The following is a 19029-nucleotide window of genomic DNA, read 5'->3' as shown; positions in this document are numbered from 1 at the left end:
GCTTAAATAGTTGTTTCAACCACAGGTAAGGGTCTGGGTTGCATTTTTCTTACGTTGTCTGCAATATGTTTAATATGGTCGGGTGTGGTTCCGCAACAGCCACCTACGATATTGACAAATCCTTCCTTAGCCCACTCTTCTATAAAGTGTGCGGTTTGGTGGGGTGCTTCATCATACTCGCCCATGGCGTTTGGCAAACCCGCATTGGGATAGGCCGATGTATAGCAAGCGGCTATTTGAGACAACTCTTCTATATGACTTCTCATTTCTGCTGCTCCCAATGCACAGTTTAATCCAATGCTGATGGGGTTGGCATGCATTACCGATGTGTAAAATGCTTCTAAGGTTTGTCCACTCAGGGTTCTACCCGATGCATCGGTAATGGTGCCGCTGATCATGATGGGTAGTTCTGGTATGCCCTTGTCTCTGAAATATTTTTTGACTGCGTAGATGGCTCCCTTTGCATTGAGTGTATCAAAAATGGTTTCGATTAATAAGATATCTACACCTCCGTTAACCAATCCATCTATTTGTTCATAATAGGCATTGGCTACTTCATCAAAACTGACTGCTCTGTATCCTGGATTGTTTACATCTGGCGACAGACTCAAGGTTTTATTCAATGGGCCAATGGCACCGGCAACAAATTTGGGGCCTGCTTCTGGATGTTTTTGCTGGTATTCCGCAACTGCTTCGCGGGCACATTTAGCGGCAGCTACGTTCAACTCATAAGCCAAACTTTGCATATCGTAGTCTGCCATGGCAATGACCGTACTACTGAAGGTATTGGTTTCAATGATATCTGCACCTGCTTCTAAATACAGTAAGTGTATGCCTTTGATGATTTGCGGCTGCGTAATACATAGCAAATCGTTATTGCCTTTTACATCCACATGCCAGTCTTTGAATCGCTCGCCTCTGTAATCGGCTTCGGTTAAATGATGCTTCTGTATCATGGTACCCATGGCACCATCAATTACCAGAATTCTTTTTTGTAGTTCTTCTTTTAGTAACATAATATTGGTTCTTACACCGCTGGTGATTGAATGAACCAATAAACGAAGGAATGTTGGGGAGTAGCACTTCAACGTTTATTAGTTCTAGTTTGCAAGCCATAAGGGTATATAACCTTTATGGCCAGGTCTTTGGCTGAACAATAAACAAATCCACCAAAGTCGGTGTAAAGATACACCCATATTGTATTCCGTCAAAATAAGGCCCCGCCTTAATCTTTCTTGCTTCTAATTTTATTGATAAACCGCATTGATTTCTGCGTTCACTTTTTCTGTTACCGCAGAGGCTTCAATTTTATGGTCTTTCATTAAAATCGGGAACTTACCAGTTGCAGATAATTTGCCCGCTTTTACAGTGATGGTACCATTTACGGTAATGGGTTTGCTTACGCCATGTAAGGTTAAATTGCCTTTTACCACTGCTTTGTAGTTGCCATCTTTGGTAAAATTAATATCCTTGATATTGCTGATAGTGCCCTTGAATTCTGCTCTGGGGAATTTGTTGCTCTCTGCGTAGTCGTTGTTGAACTTTTCCTGCATTTCTGCGTATTCAAACTTAAACCCTTTGATGAGCAAGCTAAAGCTGATCTCTCCTTTATCGGATAAGCGGCTGGCTACTTCATTGTTTACGGCTTTAACGTCTTCATCGTTGGTAGCTATAAAGCTTACTTTGGCATTGCGCGTGCCGTATATTTTTTGTGCTTGCGTTTGTGTAAATGCGAAGGTTAATAGCGCTATGAATAAAAACTTTTTCATTGTATTGCTCTTTTATTTTGCTGTAAAGTTTTAATAAAAATTAATTTCACTCTTTCTGCAATTTTATCTTTTGCATTGTTATTGGAGGAGTACTCCCTCGTTAATCACTACATTGGCGTCCGGAATATATCCGGTACAAATTCCTTTGAAACGTATGGTAGTACCTGCTTTCAGCTCACCCGGATTGGTTTTAAAGGTACAGTTGATTACAAAAAAGGGATCGTCTGTTTTAAAATTCACCACTACCTGTCCATCTTGGTTGGTACTAAAGTCTACAATTTCTCCTTCAATCTCAATGGCTTTGTCCAAGTATTGTGCGTTGGCTGCGGCTTCATCTTTTTTAAAAGCTTCAAATAGAGCTTGGGCCTTTATGGCAATTGCTTTTTCGGTGGTTACATCCCTGTGCGGCTTGGTCAATATTTTGTAAGCTATAATCCCACCGGTAATGGCTCCTGCCAGTCCCAGCATCAATATGATTTTTACCCATTTTTTCATAACGGAACTATTTTAATGTTTAAACAACGAAATTAAGCAATTGTTTGTAAACCCCTACAAATTCTTATTGCACATACTGCTGAACAGGCAGTCTATTGGCAATGCTTCGGGCCAAAGTCATTTCGTCTGCATATTCCAGTTCTCCCCCAAATGCTATGCCACGGGCGATAGTGGTGATTTTGCAGGACAAATGGGCAATTTTTTTCTGAATAAAATAAATGGTCGTGTCTCCCTGTATATTCGGACTCAGTGCAAAAACCAATTCGTCTACCTGTTCCTGCGTAATCCGTTTCACCAGCAGCTCAATCGTTAGCTGATCGGGGCCTATGCCATCTAAGGGGGATATAATCCCTCCGAGCACATGGTACGTGCCGTTGAATTGCTGGGTGCTTTCTATCGCAATTACATCCCGTATATTTTCTACTACGCAAACAATATGCTGATTGCGCGCTGTATTGCTGCAGATACTGCAGATTTCGCCGTCACTGATATTGTTACAGCGTTTGCAAAACTGTATCTCCTTTCGCATTTTGGTTAAAGTGTCTCCAAACAAAGCGACTTCATTTACATCCTGCTTCAATAAATGTAAGACCAGTCTGAGCGCGGTCTTTTTTCCAATGCCCGGTAGCTTGGCAAATTGCGCTACTGCATTTTCTAATAAGGTGGAAGGGAGTTGCATTTTGTAAAGATAATCGGTTTACTTTGTGCTTTACCTTTTGTGTATGAAGCTGCATAATTTTAATTCTGGTCCTTCCATTTTGCCAGCGCCTGTGCTGAAACAGGCAGCTGAAGCGGTGTTGAATTATAAAAACACAGGTCTTTCCTTGTTGGAAATTGGTCATAGAACACCCTGGTTTCTGGAAATTTTAGATGAAGCCAGAAATGCAGTGAAAGAGCTCATGCAAATAGATGATTCGTATGAAGTATTGTTTTTGCATGGGGGAGCAACCACGCAGTTCATGCAGGTTCCTATGAATTTGTTAGACAGCCATGCAGCGGCTGCCTACTGCGATAACGGCGTTTGGGGCAACAAAGCCTGGAAGGAAGCCAGCCTTTTCGGTAAAGTGGATATAGTGTCTGACGGATCCGGCAGCCAGTACCGATCCATCCCTAAAAATTTTGAAGTACCCAATGATGCTGCCTATTTGCATTTTACTTCGAATAACACGGTGGAAGGCACGCAATGGCATCAATATCCTGAAACATCGGTGCCACTGGTGGCAGATATGAGCAGCGATATTTTTAGCAGACCCGCACCGTATAATAAGCTTTCATTGATCTATGCAGGCGCTCAAAAAAATATGGGTGCTGCGGGTGTGAACCTGGTGGTGGTGAAAAAAGAGTTGCTCGGAAAAGTCGCGCGTAAAATCCCCACCATCATGAATTACCAGAAACATATTGAAGCGGGTTCTTTAATGAATACGCCTCCTGTGTTTGCTGTATATGTGAGCATGCTAACGCTTCGCTGGATTATTCAGGAAGGCGGTTTGGATGCGATGGGCATGCGCAATGCCAGAAAGTCTTCTCTTTTATATGATACCATTGATTCCATTCCGCTTTTTGATGCACCTGTTGCTAAAGAGGATAGAAGTGAAATGAATGCGATTTTTTTCTTGAAAGATCCATCTTTAGAAGAATCTTTTTTAGCGCTTTGCAAACAGGAAGGGATGGTTGGAGTAAAGGGATACAGAACTGTTGGTGGTATCAGGGTAAGCATGTACAATGCTTTGCCTTTTGATAGTGTTACCGAGTTTTGTAATCTGCTCCATTACTTTGCGCAGAAGCACGGTTAGCATATTATCCTAACTTTTCATTTGTAAATATTCACCGATATTTGCCGAATGGCAATAATCAAACCTTTCAGGGCGCTCAGGCCCCAACCACAACTGGCCAAGCAGGTAGCCAGCTTACCTTATGATGTATTGAACAGTGCAGAAGCAAAAATTGCTGCACAAGGCAATTCGCATACTTTTTTACATATCACCAAAAGTGAAATTGACTTATCTGATAAAATAGATATTCATAGTGCAGAAGTGTATGCACAGGCTAAAGACAATTTAGACGCATTTATTAAGAGAGATGTGTTGTTTAGAGAATCCAAGCCTTGTTATTATATCTACCAGCTCATCATGAATGGCAGAAGCCAGACCGGTTTGGTTTGTGTAAGCAGTGTAGATGATTATGAAAATGACCTGATTAAAAAACACGAGTTTACCCGTCCGGAAAAAGAACAGGATCGTATCAATCATATTAAAACAACAGGTGCGCAAACGGGTAATGTGTTTTTAGCTTATCGCAACCATGCTGCTGTTGATGCTATTATTGAGAAGTGGAAGCAGGCTAAATCTCCTGTGTATGATTTTGTAGCAGAAGACGGGATTCAGCACAGCATCTGGATTGTAAACGACTCTGATGTTGTTGAATCCATCACCGCTGTTTTTGAAAAAGAAATTCCCTGTACCTATATCGCAGATGGTCATCATCGTGCAGCTTCTGCTGCTAAAGTGCGCAGGCAGTTGGGTGGGGAAGTGCCTGAGGGGGCTAATTATTTTTTGACCACTTTATTCCCTTCGAATCAACTCTATATAATGGATTACAATAGAGTAGTAAAGGATTTGAACGGGTTGAGCAAAGCCGACTTTTTAGCAGCGCTGGCTAGTTCCTTCGATGTGGTTTCTATGGGAAAACAAATGGTGAAGCCCGAACAATTGCATACCATGGGCTTGTATGTTGGCGGAGAGTGGTTTTTGCTAACGGCAAAGCCTGGCACTTATTCCAATGATCCAATTGGCGTGTTAGATGTATCTGTTTTACAGGAAAAAATATTGGGTCCTATTCTAGGAATTATGGATCAGCGTACTGATAAGCGCATTGATTTTGTAGGTGGTATCAGAGGGTTGGGTGCATTGGAGCAAAGAGTGGATAGTGGCGAAATGGCTGCTGCCATTAGCTTGTATCCGGTTACGATTGATCAGTTATTTGCTATTGCGGATAGCGGCAATGTAATGCCTCCTAAAAGTACCTGGTTTGAACCGAAGTTGAGAGATGGGCTTTTGACACATTTAATCAATGATTAAAAGTATTTGATTAATCATTGATGCATATTACTAAAGCATGAATATGAAAAAAATATTGTTAGGATGCTGTGGATTTTTGTTGGCCTTACAGCTATTTGCGCAAGCGCCCACAGTTAAGCAATTGCAGGAATCTGCCATGGCATTGATGCAGCAGGGAGACTTTACCAATGCTATGGTGGCGTTGGAAAAAGCAAAGGTACAAGAGCCACAAAACCTGGAAACCCTAAAGAATATTTCTTTCTGTTATTTTCTGCAAAGAGAATTTGCTCAAGCCATTGATGCGGGGAAAATTGCCATTGAACATCCCAATGCAGATCAGCAAAGCTTTCAGATTTTGGGCATGTCTTATAAAGCGATTGCAGATTATGCGGCAGCCAATAAAGTATATAAGCGTGCCTTGAAAAAATTTCCTGATGGGGGTGTTATTTACAGTGAGTACGGCGAGTCGCTGATGCAAGAAAATAAAAAAGAGGAAGCCATTGCTGCCTGGGAAAAAGGAATTGAATTGGCCCCTTCTTATAGCGGCAACTATTATTATGCAGCAAAATATTACTATAAAGAAATGAACTGGATCCGTGTGTTGATACACGGAGAGTTATTTGTAAACTTAGAGAGTTATTCTACCCGAACAGAAGAAGTAAAAAAAGCGCTTTGGGATGCTTATCGTAATCTGTTGCGTCCTATTGTGAAAACGCCTTACCACTTAGTACCCAAGTATTCTGTATTTGAACAAAAGCAATTGGCTATTTATGAGAAAACCAAGCCCATGGTTGCTGATGGATTAACCATGGATAATATTGGTAGTATTAGAACCCGTTTGCTTACGGAGTGGATGACCGAAAGTGCTACAGCCTATCCCTACCAGTTATTTCAGCACTGGCAGCATATGATTCGGGAAGGATTTTTTGAAGCCTATAATCAGTGGCTGTTTGGCGCTGTTTATGATGCAGATGCCTATCAAAAATGGCAGGCGACGCATGCGGAAGAAGCCAATAAATTTAAGGAGTTTCAACAGAGCCGGGTTTATAGACAACCCGCTGGTCAGTATTATTTAAATTAGTGATATAGATTCAAGTTGTTAAGCCAGTGCAAACTGGCTTTTTTTTTTGTCTTTAATTGCCTAATTTGACCATCTAAATGAAGTGAATTCACTTGAAACGATTGCGTTATGACTATAAAGCGACTTTTTGATGCCATACAGCACCAGCTGGATCATTTTCCGAAACAGGATATGTTGTCGGCTAAAATAAATGGAGAATGGAAAAAATATAGTACTGCGGAAGTGGCAGATACGGTGAACCGATTAAGTGCAGGTTTGCTATCCCTAGGGGTTCGTGCCAACGACTTCTCTCCAGAAGGCAGCGATAAAATAGCCATTATTAGTAACAATCGTCCAGAATGGGTTTTTACTGATTTGGCTGTACAGCAGATAGGTGCCATCTTGGTTCCCGTTTATCCAACTACCAACCCTAATGAACTAACTTTTATTTTAAATGATGCGGCAGTTAAATACATTTTTGTAAGCAACGAAGAATTGCTGTCTAAAGTCAATAGCATTGTAGATAAAGTGCCTTCTTTACAGGGTATGTATACATTTGATACCATTGCTGGTGCAAAGCATTGGTCTGAAGTTACCCAATTGGCTACCTCTTCTTTATTAACTGACGTAGATCGTATAAAAGCAAGTGTGCCGGTTGATCATTTGGCTACCATTATTTATACTTCAGGTACAACGGGTACACCCAAAGGTGTTATGTTGTCGCATTCAAATATTTATAACAATGTGCAATTCAGCAAAAAGAGTTTTCCTTTTAATGATGCACCGGAATCCAAAGTGCTTAGCTTTCTTCCGCTGAATCATATTTTTGAAAAAACCTGCACCTATATTTATTTGTACAGCGGCATCAGTATTTATTATGCAGAAAGTTTAGATACCATTGGGGATAACCTCAAAGAAATAAAACCCAATGGATTTACTACTGTGCCTCGTTTGCTAGAAAAAGTATTTGAAAAAATCATGGCTAAGGGCAACGAGTTAACGGGTACCAAAAGAAAGCTTTTCTTCTGGGCAGTTGACCTGGCTGAAAAATACGATAACAGAGTTAGTGGAGGACTTTGGTACAATATTCAACTAGCCATTGCCAATAAACTAATTTTCTCTAAATGGCGAGAAGCATTGGGTGGAAATATTTCGTTTATCATAACGGGAGGCGCGGCTTGTCAGGTAAAGCTCTTGCGTATTTTCAACGCAGCAGGTGTGCCAGTGTATGAAGGCTATGGTCCTACAGAAAACAGCCCTGTTATTTGCGTAAATCGTCAGGAAAAAGGGGGGACTAAGTTTGGGACAGTAGGTCCTGCGATTGACGGCATTCAAGTGAAATTAGCAGAGGACGGAGAAATTCTAGTTACAGGGCCGTGTGTGATGAAGGGATATTACAAACGACCTGATTTAACTGCTGAAACAGTAGTAGATGGTTGGTTGTTAACGGGTGATATTGGCATTTGGGATGAAAATAAATTTTTGAAAATCACAGATCGCAAAAAAGAATTGTTTAAAACCAGCGGAGGGAAATATGTAGCTCCTCAGCCAATAGAAAATAAATTAAAAGAGAGCCCATTTGTAGAACAAGTAATGGTGGTGGGTTCTGAGCGAAAGTTCGTAGGAGCGCTAATTGTTCCTTCTTTTGCTACGTTAAAAGAGTGGATGAGAGAAAAAAATATTCCTTTTACCACCAATGAAGATGTGATTCATCATCCGAAAGTTCTGGAATTGTATCGCGAGTTGGTGGAAAGCTTTAATAAGTTTTTTAACCATGTTGAACAGATTAAAAAGTTTGAACTTTTGCCTAATGAATGGACGGTTGACACAGGTGAAATGACACCCAAGTTGAGCCTGAAAAGAAAAGTAGTGAATGAGAAATTCAAAGACGCCATAGAAAGAATCTATGCCTGAGTCTAACGCCTTGTTGCGCATTTTAGTTGTAGAAGATAACCCCGCGGATCAGGTTGTTTTAGAGGCATTATTATGGAAGACAAGATTACCTATTCATCAGATTACGCGTGCCAGTAGCAATGCAGAGGCGGATGCATGGTTGAATAAAGAAAAGCCCAGTTTAATTTTGTTGGATCTTTCTTTACCCGATAGTATGGGTATTGACTCCTTTACACATATTAACCAGGTTGCACCTGCTATTCCAATCATTGTATTAACTGGGTTGTCTGATATGGATATGGCTTTGGAAACCATGGCCGCAGGTGCACAGGATTATCTGGTGAAAGGGGAGTTTGATGAAAAACTACTCTCCAAATCTATACAGTACAGCATTGAGCGAAAGCGCAATCTTGAAAATATGCGCGTTAGTAATGAGCGGTATAATATTGTAGTACAAGCTACCAGTGATGCAGTCTGGGAAATGAATCTAGCCAATCAAACCGTGCTTTGGGTAGGCGATAATTTCAAAAAAACCTTTGGTTATGATTTGGTGGATGTATATGTGGATGCTACAGATTGGATTATAAAAATTCATCCGGAGGACAGGGAGAGGGTACAAACTAGTATTACCAATGCATATTCAAAATCTGGGAGTCCTTATTGGAAAGAAGAATATCGGTTTTTAAAGGCTGATGGTTCCTATGCTTATGTATTGGATCGTGGGTATATTATCTATGAAAATGATCAACCTGTCAGAATGATTGGTGCCATGCAGGATATTACGGAAAGAAAAGAAAGTGCCGAAAAAATCCTGCTTTCTGAAAAACGCTACCGTAGTTTGTTCTATTATAACCCTATGGCCATCTTTATCTGGGACTTACAAACTCAGCAGATTCTTGAAGTCAATGATATGGCTGTGAAAGAGTATGGCTATACCCGGGAAGAGCTTTTGAAATTGACTATCTGGGATTTGCGGTCTCCTGAACATTATTCAAAACTGAAGCAGTTTATTGAGCATATTTCCAGCGCTCCTGAAATGGATTCAGGCGGCACTTGGGAGCACCTAACCAAATCTGGTGAGCGCATTATTATGAATGTGTATTCGCACCGAATTCAATACAGTGGTAAAGATGCAGTGATGGCCATTGCGCAGAATGTAACTGCCAAATTGTTGCTGGAGAAAAAGCTGGAAGAAGAGAGAATGATTAAGCAAAAAGAAATTGCAGAAGCTGTTATCAATACCCAGGAAACAGAGCGGCACGATATCAGCAGAGAACTGCACGATAATGTAAATCAACAACTCACTGTTGCCATGATGTATATTGCCTCTGCTGAAAAAAAGCAGGTGCCTGGATCTGAGTTGTTGAGACAATCCGCAGATTATATTTTGCATGCCATTGAAGAAATCAGAAGATTGTCGAAAGGATTGGTTACTCCTTTGATTAAAGACTTTGGTCTGGTAAAAGCCATTGAAAGTGTGCTGGAAGATGTGCAAGCTGTTAAAGACATGAAGATTGAATTTTTGAACGATACTTTCTTTGAAGACGATATTCATTATGATTTTAAACTCAGTTTGTTCCGTATTGTGCAGGAACAGGTAAACAATGTTTTAAAACACGCACGGGCAAGTACTTTAAAAGTAGAATTGGGTAGAAATCAAAATAGTATTTATTTGTCCATTTATGATAATGGGGTGGGTTTTGATGCTTCTGTTCAGAAAAAAGGAATTGGTTTGTACAATATTACCAGCCGCGTTGAATTGTTTAATGGAACCATTAGTATTCATACTGCCCCTACTGCTGGTTGTGCGATGCATATGAGTTTTCCTATAACGCAGGCAATCATGCGTCACTAAGTCGTTTTTTGGCGGAAAGAAACTTTTGTCGAATAATTGATTGTACGGGTTTGCGTTGAATTTTACTTTCGAGCCAGGAAATAACATCCAGGTACATAAAGGCCCTTGTCTCCATTTTATCTTCTGCCATATTTTTGAGTGTCTCTAATAATTTTTCGAATAAGGGCTTTGTTTGATTGGGTAGACTATGGAAACTCTGTTTTAAGAATTTAAAAATAGCTTCTTCAGCGGCGCTCAGGTGCTGCATTTTGCCCATAAATCTGTAAACAGATTTAAGTAGGTATTTTAAGTAGTCGTTGTTTCCTAATTCGTAATGTGCAATCAGATGAAGTAAACGGGCATAACACTGTAAGTCAATTCTTAAGTCTACTTTTAAGTGTATTATTTTATTTAAGTAGTCAATACATTTGGCCGGATCTCCGCTGCCAAAATACAAAGACGCAATTTTATAATAGAACACGAGGGTTCTGTGCCGGTCCAGATAGTCTTCGTATGCCTCCAGTTTAGCTTCTATCTCTGGGATCAGTTGTAATCCCCTAGTAAAACTGCCTTCCATGAAATGCTTGTTCAGTTTTGCCGTATACAAGTAGGTAAAGCATTGAACCGTATGGTTGATATTGTTTTGTACAAAGGGCATTTCCATGAATGCTTCTAGCTCTTTTACCGCTTCATTGAATTTCCGGTAATTTCTTAAATCAAAATGTGCGCCCAGCAAATTGTGCATGCCTTTGATATAGTGTGCTGTTTCAATCTCCATCATTTTAGGCTCTGCCTTAAAAAGTTCGGTCCACTTTATGCAGTAGCGATAATACATCAGAAAGTCCTGTGTAATAAATGCATACCAGCAATAACATTGGTAAGCATACAATTTTTCATAGAATCCTTTCTCCTGTTCATTTTCGTGCAAAAGCGGGTGATTAAAATAAACAGCAAGGGCTTTTTTGTCCGATTCGTTTCGTGCATGTCCGTGCCGGATATACCATTCATATAACATCAAAGACAAATTAGAAAGGGTGCTTATATTGCTTAGTCGTAAATTGGTTTCATCCGACTCTTTGCAAAGCTTTGCAGCCCTGTCCTGCATGCTTCTTGTAATATATAGCGATTCAATTTTTTTCTCCAGAAACAATACCTGTTGAATATAGGTAACCTGATTATTCGCCTTGGCCAGTTCTTTTACTTTGTCCAATACTTTTAAACTCTGAATATTTAAACCCTTGTTGTACAGAATTCTGGCAAAATCGAGTTGTTCATTTAACTGAAGGTCAATATTCTCATTTTGTTGTAACAAACGAACGCTCGCTAGTATTTCCTGGTATAAATGTGCTTTTAAGTTGGATAGCTGTTGCTTTTGGAATCCAGGGTTTTTCTTTAGTAGTTGGGCTTCATCGTATTGGCTCATTTTATCGAGCGCATCAAATAACTGAACGACTTTTAAGTTGCCTGATGCCGAATTCCGGGTGATATACAATTTAAAATTGCGTTTCTCTGCCCTTTCCAGGGAGTGAATCAATTGATGAAGCGGGTCTGTATTCCGGTTGGGCATCGTAAAAATATTAAGCTACAATTCAATACTGTATTGGGTTTCATTGTTTTTAACTGCTGTTGCGCATTGTAAAACCCCGTCTATTTTGTTTCAAGACTAAAGATAAGGCAATCTAAATTCGAATACGACAGGCCGTACTGTTGTTATTTAAGGCAATCAATAGCAATGGATACGCGCCTGTCTTTTTATCTATAAAAACCAATACAATGGCTGATAAGATTCACATTTTTGATACTACCCTTCGTGATGGTGAACAAGTTCCTGGCTGTAAACTTAATACAAAAGAAAAACTGTCGTTGGCTGTGCAATTGGAAGAGTTGGGCGTAGACATTATTGAAGCTGGATTTCCTGTATCCAGCCCGGGAGACTTTGAGTCTGTCTCTCAGATTGCAAGAACCATTAAGAATGCTACCGTATGCGGTTTAACAAGAGCAGTTCAAAAAGATATAGAAGTAGCTGCCCAGGCCCTGAAGTATGCAGTAAGACCCAGAATTCATACCGGTATTGGTACTTCTGATTTTCATATCAAAGCCAAATTCAATTCTACCCGCGAAGAGATATTAGCAAGAGCTATTCAATGCGTAAAGTGGGCAAGGAATTTTACCGATGATGTAGAGTTTTATGCAGAAGATGCAGGCAGAACAGACAATGAATACCTGGCAAGAGTGGTTGAAGCTGTTATTGCAGCAGGTGCTACTGTAGTAAATATTCCAGATACTACCGGATATTGTTTGCCCCATCAGTATGGCGAAAAAATTGCTTTCTTGAAAAACAATGTTTCGAATATAGACAAAGCGATTATTTCCTGTCATTGTCATAATGACCTGGGTTTGGCTACTGCCAACTCTATCAGTGGTGCAATTAATGGTGCCAGACAAATTGAATGTACCATTAATGGATTGGGTGAACGAGCAGGAAATACTTCTTTGGAAGAAGTAGTTATGATTATTGCACAGCACAAGCAATTGGATTTATATACCAATATTAAGACGCAGTTGCTAAATCCTTTGAGCAGGGAGGTTTCTGAAGTCATGCGCATGCCTGTTCAACCCAACAAAGCGATTGTAGGTTCCAATGCATTTTCACACTCTTCTGGCATTCATCAGGATGGATTTCTGAAGTCTGCAGAAACCTATGAAATTATCAATCCGGAATTAGTTGGTGCAGAAGGAAGCAAAATTGTTTTAACTGCCAGAAGCGGACGAAGTGCACTTGCACACCGGTTACAGAAACTGGGATACGATTTTAACAGAGATGATATAGATGTACTCTATGAGGATTTCTTACTGATTGCTGATAGCAAGAAAGAAGTAGAAGAATCTGATCTGAATCTTTTAGCTAACCAATATAAAAAACAGAGAGCAATTGCTTAATGAAGTATTATGGGTAAAACATTATTTGATAAAATCTGGGATGCACATGTAGTGGAGAAAATAGAAGACGGTCCATCTGTTTTATATATTGACAGACATTTTATTCATGAAGTAACCAGCCCACAGGCATTTAAAGGTATAGAGAAGCGAGGTCTTTCTTTGTTCAGACCCAAGCAGACCATTGCAACGGCTGATCACAATGTGCCTACTTTAAACCAGCACTTGCCTATCAAGGATCAGCTGAGCAAAATGCAGGTAGATCAGTTGATAGAAAACTGCGAGAAACATGGAGTAGAATTATATGGATTAGGTCATCCTTATCAGGGGATTGTACACGTAATTGGACCAGAGTTGGGTATGACACAACCAGGCATGACGATTGTTTGCGGAGATAGTCATACCAGCACTCATGGTGCTTTTGGTACAATTGCCTTTGGCATTGGTACCAGTGAAGTAGAAATGGTTTTTGCTTCACAATGTGTATTGCAGACCAAACCTAAAACCATGCGCATCAATATTGAGGGGACTTTGCAGCCCGGTGTGGTTTCAAAGGATATTATTCTTTACATCATTGCCAAAATTTCTGCTAGTGGTGCTACGGGGTATTTTGTTGAGTACGCAGGAAGTACCATTCGTTCACTTTCCATGGAATCCAGGATGACCATTTGCAATATGAGTATTGAAATGGGAGCAAGAGGTGGAATGATTGCACCGGATCAAGTTACCTACGATTATGTTAAAGGAAGAGTGTATGCGCCAAAGGGGAATGCATGGGAGCAAAAGCTTTCTGAATGGAAGGAATTGTATTCTGATTCAGATGCTGTTTTTGATGCTGAATTACATATTGATGCTAGTGAAATTGAACCGATGATTACCTATGGAACCAATCCTGGATTGGGTATTCCGGTTAAGGCTCAAATACCGCTGTTGGAAAGTATTGCAAGTGAAGGCGAAAGGAAAAATATAGAGCAGGCGCTACGCTATATGGATTTGCAAAGCGGTGCTTCTTTGTTGGGTATGCCCATACAACATGTATTTATTGGTAGCTGTACCAATTCAAGAATTGAAGATCTCCGATTGGTAGCGAACCTGGTGAAGGGAAGAAAAAAACATGATTCTGTTAAAGTGATGATTGTTCCCGGATCGCAGCAGGTTGCCAAACAGGTGCATGCAGAAGGACTAGATAAAATTTTTACCGAAGCGGGTTTCCAGATTCGTCAGGCGGGCTGTAGTGCCTGTTTGGGAATGAATGAAGACAAAGTACCTGCTGGTGAATACTGTATCAGCACCAGCAACAGAAACTTTGAAGGAAGACAGGGTGCCGGCGCCAGAACTTTATTGGCAAGTCCTTTGACGGCTGCCGCGGCCGCCATTACCGGTGTGGTAACAGATGTTAGAGAATTGATTAAATAATTGCACTAAACAGTTAGAATAGCAATGCAAGCATTAAAAGAAATACATAGTCCATTTGTTCCGTTACCAGTTGAAAATGTGGATACTGATCAGATTATTCCTGCCCGTTTTCTTAAAGCCACCACAAGAGATGGATTTGGAAAAAATCTTTTTAGAGACTGGCGTTATGAAAATGATGATGAAACAAAACCGAAAGCAGATTTTGTTTTGAATCAATCAAAGTTCAGTGGATCCATTTTGGTAGCTGGCAAAAATTTTGGTTGCGGATCTTCCCGTGAACATGCAGCCTGGGCACTGTTGGATTATGGGTTCAAAGCGGTTGTATCTAGTTTTTTTGCAGATATTTTTAAGAACAATGCATTGAACAACGGCGTTTTGCCTGTTATTGTATCTGAGGGATTTCTTCAGAAAATCTTTTCCCTTGAACCTGCAGAAGCTTTGCAAATTGATGTGGCAGCACAAACTATTACTATTGAGAAAACAGGAGAAAAAGAATCTTTTGAATTGAATCCTTACAAGAAAACTTGTTTACTCAATGGATATGATGATATAGATTTTCTCATCAGTAGAAAAGAAGTGATTGAACAATTTGAAACAGCAAAAGGATAATATGGAAAAGAAAATAGCCGTCATTAATGGAGATGGAATAGGTCCTGAAGTTACCGCCCAGTCTATCAAAGTGCTTAATGCCATTGCAGAAGAGTTTGGACATCAGTTTAGTTTTACGCACGCATTGATGGGCGCTGTATCCATTGATGCAACAGGATCTGCTTTGCCAGATGAAGCCCTGGCGGTTTGCAAGGAAAGTGATGCTATTTTATTTGGTGCCATTGGCCATCCAAAATTTGACAACGACCCCTCTGCCAAAGTTAGACCAGAGCAGGGCTTATTGCAGTTACGCAAGGAACTGGGCTTGTTTGCTAATATTCGACCCATTACTACTTATCGCTCCCTTCATCATTTGTCTCCTCTAAAAGCCAAACAGCTAGAAGGGGTTGATTGTATCATTTTCCGAGAACTTACTGGCGGCATTTATTTTGGCAAAAGAATGGTAACAGAAGATAAGACCTATGCTACGGATGAATGTGCTTATCATGAACTAGAAATTATACGCGTTGCTAAAATGGCTTTTCAGTATGCACAACAACGCAAGAAGAAATTGACCCTGATTGATAAAGCCAATGTGCTTGAGACTTCCCGCTTATGGCGTCGTATTGTGCAAGCTATGGCCATGCAGTTTCCAGATGTTACCGTGGACTATATGTTTGTAGACAATGCGGCTATGCAGATTATTGTAAATCCCGCACAGTTTGATGTGATTCTTACTGAAAATATGTTTGGCGATATTATCAGTGATGAAGCCAGTGTACTGAGTGGTTCACTCGGTTTGCTTCCTTCTGCTTCTATAGGCAAAACTGCTGCCATGTTTGAACCGATTCATGGTTCTTATCCACAGGCTGCTGGTAAAGACATTGCCAATCCCATTGGATCAGTACTTTCTGCTGCCATGATGTTGGATCATTTTGGTTTAGCGGAAGAAGCAACTGCAGTAAGGGCTGCCGTTGATTGGACGCTAACGCATGCTTTTGTTACAAAAGATATTGATCCTATTAATAATTACGGAACAGAAGCTGTTGGCGATTTATTGGCTGATTTTATTCGAAAAAAACATGAAACCCATCAGGGTAAGAATGCAGCTTTGAATGCGTCAACCATTATTTAAAAATATTTTTTTTAAAAGTTCTTTGTTTTATTACTGCATACGCCTACCTTCGAATGAATCGAATAGCTCCATGCAGAATAAAAAAAATATAGTAATCACTTCAACAAACACAGTCATTAACATGATTGCGATTGCGATTATTATTATTACCGCTCTGCAAGGAGGTGGACTTAACTAAGTATTGAATCACTTAATATACAAGCCCCGCCTCATCAGCGGGGCTTTTTTGTTTAAACCAATTGTAATGAATTATTATCAATCGAATACCATTATTTATCATAATGGAAAATTTGTAAAAGCTTCTGAAGCAACCATGGACTTATATAGTCAGTCGCTTCACTATGGCTATTCCGTTTTTGAGGGGATTCGCTCCTATAAAACAACAGATGGCTCGACTGCTATCTTTAAAGCAGTTGAGCATTTTGAGCGTTTAAAGGTTTCTGCAGAAGCAATAAATCTTCCCTATTCTTTTGACACAAAAGAATTAATTGCAGCCACTTATGAAGTATTGAATCAAAATAAGTTAGGCGATGCTTATATACGACCTGTTGTGTATGCTCCTGCTAATATGAGTTTTGCACGTAATACTGAATCCTATGTTTTTATTGAAGCCTGGGAAATGGCACCTTTTTTAGGTGACAAATTATTGCGTATGATGACTTCTTCTTTTCAGCGTCCTAATCCCAAAGCCTTTAAAATTCATGCAAAAGCAGCTGGTCACTATGTGAATTCGATTCTGGCAAGTCAGGAGGCAAAAGACAAAGGCTATGATGAAGCCTTTTTATTGGACATGAACGATCATTTGGCTGAAGGCCCGGGAGCAAATATGTTTTTTGAGAAAGACGGTGTATTGTTTACACCAAAGCCAGGACATATTCTGGCTGGTATAACAAGAGCTACTGTTTTAGAAATCTGTACTCAATTGGGCATTGAAGTGAGAGAAGGGACATATACGCTGCAGGATATCAAATCTGCTGATGCTGCTTTTTTCTGTGGTACTGCAGCCGAAGTAATTGGATGGGAATCATTGGATGACTATGTTTTTCCTGCATCTTTTTTGGAAACAAAAAGTTATCAGGTTCAGCAGGCATACAAAAAAATGGTGGTTACACCTTTGAGTAATTAGTTTTTAAATAGAAGCAATGGAATTGAATAAATACAGTAAGACCATTACCCAGGATCCTACGCAGCCTGCTGCGCAAGCAATGTTTTATGGGATTGGGTTAACCGATGAAGATTTACAGAAAGCGCAAGTGGGGGTAGTGAGTATGGGGTATGACGGGAACACTTGTAATATGCACTTGAATGATTTGGCAAAGCTAGTTAAGCAAGGCGTATGGGAAAATGATTTGGTTGGATTGATTTTTAATACCATCGGCGTGAGCGACGGTATGAGTAACGGTACCGATGGTATGCGTTATTCTTTGGTAAGTAGGGATGTAATTGCAGATTCCATTGAAGCAGTATGTGGCGCTCAATACTACGATTCAATCATTGCCATTCCAGGTTGTGATAAAAATATGCCCGGTGCATTAATTGCGATGGGCCGATTAAACAGACCGGCCATTATGGTGTATGGAGGAACCATTGCGCCAGGCCATTATAAAGGGCAGGATTTAAATATTGTTTCAGCATTTGAAGCACTTGGCCAAAAACTGGCAGGACAATTAGATGAAAATGATTTCAAAGGAATCATCAAGCATGCATGTCCTGGAGCCGGAGCATGTGGTGGTATGTATACAGCCAATACTATGGCTTCTGCAATTGAAGCATTGGGTATGAGCTTGCCGTTCTCTTCTTCTAATCCGGCTTTGAGTTCCGAGAAGAAAGAGGAATGCCTGGCTGCTGGTAAAGCAATTAAAGTGTTAATGGAGAATAATATTCTTCCTTCAGATATTATGACCCGCAAGGCATTTGAAAATGCCATTACAATTATCATGGTGCTGGGAGGAAGCACCAATGCCGTATTGCACATGATTGCTATGGCAAAAAGTGTAGGGGTTGTTGTAACACAGGATGATTTTCAAACCATATCTGACAGGGTTCCTGTGCTTGCAGATTTTAAACCCAGCGGAAAATATTTAATGCAGGATTTGCATCAGTATGGTGGCGTGCCTGCTGTTATGAAATATTTATTACAAAAAGGACTGTTGCACGGGGATTGCTTAACAGTTACTGGTAAAACTTTGGCAGAGAACCTAGCTTCAGTTCCTGATCTGGATTTTGATCAGCAGAAAATTATTCTTCCTTTAGAGCACCCAGTTAAAGCTACCGGTCATTTGCAAATTTTATACGGCAATCTTGCAACTGGAGGAAGTGTAGCAAAAATCAGTGGTAAGGAAGGCGAATTATTTGAAGGCCCTGCCAGGGTATTTGATGGCGAACATGCATTGATTGAAGGAATTAATACTGGGAAAATTCAACCGGGAGATGTGGTTGTCATCAAAAATGTTGGGCCAGTTGGTGCTCCCGGAATGCCGGAAATGCTGAAGCCTACATCAGCCATCATTGGAGCCGGATTAGGAAAGTCAGTTGCCTTGATTACTGATGGACGATTCAGTGGGGGCACGCATGGATTTGTAGTAGGCCATATTACGCCAGAGGCGGTGAATGGAGGACTGATAGGATTGGTAGAAGATGATGATATCATTGAATTGAATGTGGCTACCAAAAAAATGACGTTGAAAGTAGCAGATGATATTATTGAAGAGAGAAGAAAGAAATGGAGTAAACCTGCTTTGAAAGCCACTAAAGGACTACTATTTAAATATGCTAAATCTGTTAAAGATGCTTCTCAGGGTTGTGTAACCGATGAAGCTTAAATTATACTGTATGAGTACTACACT

Annotated in this window: 16 protein-coding genes; 11 read left to right on the top strand and 5 right to left on the bottom strand. The window is 40.2% G+C overall.

Annotation, left to right across the window (positions count from 1 at the left end):
• Positions 1–2: 2 nt before the first annotated feature.
• The 4 genes from TEGAF0_RS13620 to recR form a co-directional block, all read right to left on the bottom strand.
• Positions 3–1088 (bottom strand): homocysteine S-methyltransferase family protein, encoded by a 1086-nt coding sequence (locus TEGAF0_RS13620; protein WP_264897803.1) that lies wholly within the window; start codon positions 1086–1088, stop codon positions 3–5.
• A 159-nt stretch (positions 1089–1247) separates the two neighbouring features.
• The gene (locus TEGAF0_RS08790) at positions 1248–1769 is read right to left on the bottom strand and encodes a YceI family protein (RefSeq protein WP_264897802.1); all 522 of its coding nucleotides are present in this window, start codon (positions 1767–1769) and stop codon (positions 1248–1250) included.
• 78 nt (positions 1770–1847) lie between these two features.
• Positions 1848–2264, bottom strand: a complete 417-nt coding sequence (locus TEGAF0_RS08785) for an OB-fold putative lipoprotein (protein WP_264897801.1) — start codon at positions 2262–2264, stop codon at positions 1848–1850.
• Positions 2265–2328: 64 nt separating this feature from the next.
• Complete coding sequence (recR, locus tag TEGAF0_RS08780) at positions 2329–2943, bottom strand: recombination mediator RecR (protein WP_264897800.1); 615 nt, start codon at positions 2941–2943, stop codon at positions 2329–2331.
• Positions 2944–2986: 43 nt separating this feature from the next.
• Here recR and serC point away from each other — a divergent pair, with 43 nt between their 5' ends.
• From serC to TEGAF0_RS08755, 5 genes are all read left to right on the top strand, one after another.
• Positions 2987–4057: a 3-phosphoserine/phosphohydroxythreonine transaminase gene (gene serC, locus TEGAF0_RS08775; RefSeq protein ID WP_264897799.1), complete on the top strand. Its 1071-nt coding sequence runs from the start codon at positions 2987–2989 to the stop codon at positions 4055–4057.
• 48 nt (positions 4058–4105) lie between these two features.
• Positions 4106–5341, top strand: a complete 1236-nt coding sequence (locus TEGAF0_RS08770) for a DUF1015 domain-containing protein (RefSeq protein ID WP_264897798.1) — start codon at positions 4106–4108, stop codon at positions 5339–5341.
• 43 nt (positions 5342–5384) lie between these two features.
• Positions 5385–6401 carry a tetratricopeptide repeat protein gene (locus TEGAF0_RS08765; RefSeq protein ID WP_264897797.1) on the top strand — a complete coding sequence of 339 codons (1017 nt, stop codon included), beginning with the start codon at positions 5385–5387 and terminating at the stop codon, positions 6399–6401.
• Positions 6402–6509: 108 nt separating this feature from the next.
• Complete coding sequence (locus tag TEGAF0_RS08760; RefSeq protein WP_264897796.1) at positions 6510–8294, top strand: AMP-dependent synthetase/ligase; 1785 nt, start codon at positions 6510–6512, stop codon at positions 8292–8294.
• Positions 8287–10128, top strand: a complete 1842-nt coding sequence (locus TEGAF0_RS08755; RefSeq protein WP_264897795.1) for a PAS domain S-box protein — start codon at positions 8287–8289, stop codon at positions 10126–10128. The genes TEGAF0_RS08760 and TEGAF0_RS08755 overlap by 8 nt, the downstream gene beginning before the upstream one ends.
• Here TEGAF0_RS08755 and TEGAF0_RS08750 read toward each other — a convergent pair.
• Positions 10115–11674, bottom strand: a complete 1560-nt coding sequence (locus TEGAF0_RS08750; RefSeq protein WP_264897794.1) for a hypothetical protein — start codon at positions 11672–11674, stop codon at positions 10115–10117. The genes TEGAF0_RS08755 and TEGAF0_RS08750 overlap by 14 nt on opposite strands.
• A gap of 206 nt (positions 11675–11880) precedes the next feature.
• Here TEGAF0_RS08750 and TEGAF0_RS08745 point away from each other — a divergent pair, with 206 nt between their 5' ends.
• From TEGAF0_RS08745 to ilvD, 6 genes are all read left to right on the top strand, one after another.
• Positions 11881–13047, top strand: a complete 1167-nt coding sequence (locus tag TEGAF0_RS08745; RefSeq protein ID WP_264897793.1) for a 2-isopropylmalate synthase — start codon at positions 11881–11883, stop codon at positions 13045–13047.
• Between the two features lie 9 nt (positions 13048–13056).
• Positions 13057–14460, top strand: a complete 1404-nt coding sequence (leuC, locus tag TEGAF0_RS08740; RefSeq protein WP_264897792.1) for a 3-isopropylmalate dehydratase large subunit — start codon at positions 13057–13059, stop codon at positions 14458–14460.
• A gap of 24 nt (positions 14461–14484) precedes the next feature.
• The gene (gene leuD, locus TEGAF0_RS08735) at positions 14485–15069 is read left to right on the top strand and encodes a 3-isopropylmalate dehydratase small subunit (protein WP_264897791.1); all 585 of its coding nucleotides are present in this window, start codon (positions 14485–14487) and stop codon (positions 15067–15069) included.
• Between the two features lies 1 nt (position 15070).
• Positions 15071–16183, top strand: coding sequence for a 3-isopropylmalate dehydrogenase (gene leuB / locus TEGAF0_RS08730; protein ID WP_264897790.1), 1113 nt, complete (start codon positions 15071–15073; stop codon positions 16181–16183).
• 244 nt (positions 16184–16427) lie between these two features.
• Positions 16428–17309: a branched-chain-amino-acid transaminase gene (gene ilvE, locus TEGAF0_RS08725; RefSeq protein WP_264897789.1), complete on the top strand. Its 882-nt coding sequence runs from the start codon at positions 16428–16430 to the stop codon at positions 17307–17309.
• Between the two features lie 16 nt (positions 17310–17325).
• A complete protein-coding gene (gene ilvD / locus TEGAF0_RS08720) occupies positions 17326–19005 on the top strand; it encodes a dihydroxy-acid dehydratase (protein WP_264897788.1) in 1680 nt (559 codons plus the stop codon).
• The last annotated feature ends 24 nt before the right edge of the window (positions 19006–19029 follow it).

The organism is Sediminibacterium sp. TEGAF015, from assembly GCF_025997995.1.
Lineage (GTDB): Bacteria > Bacteroidota > Bacteroidia > Chitinophagales > Chitinophagaceae > Sediminibacterium.
Note: the sequence above shows the minus strand (reverse complement) of the source record. Positions and strands in the feature narration are given on the sequence as shown.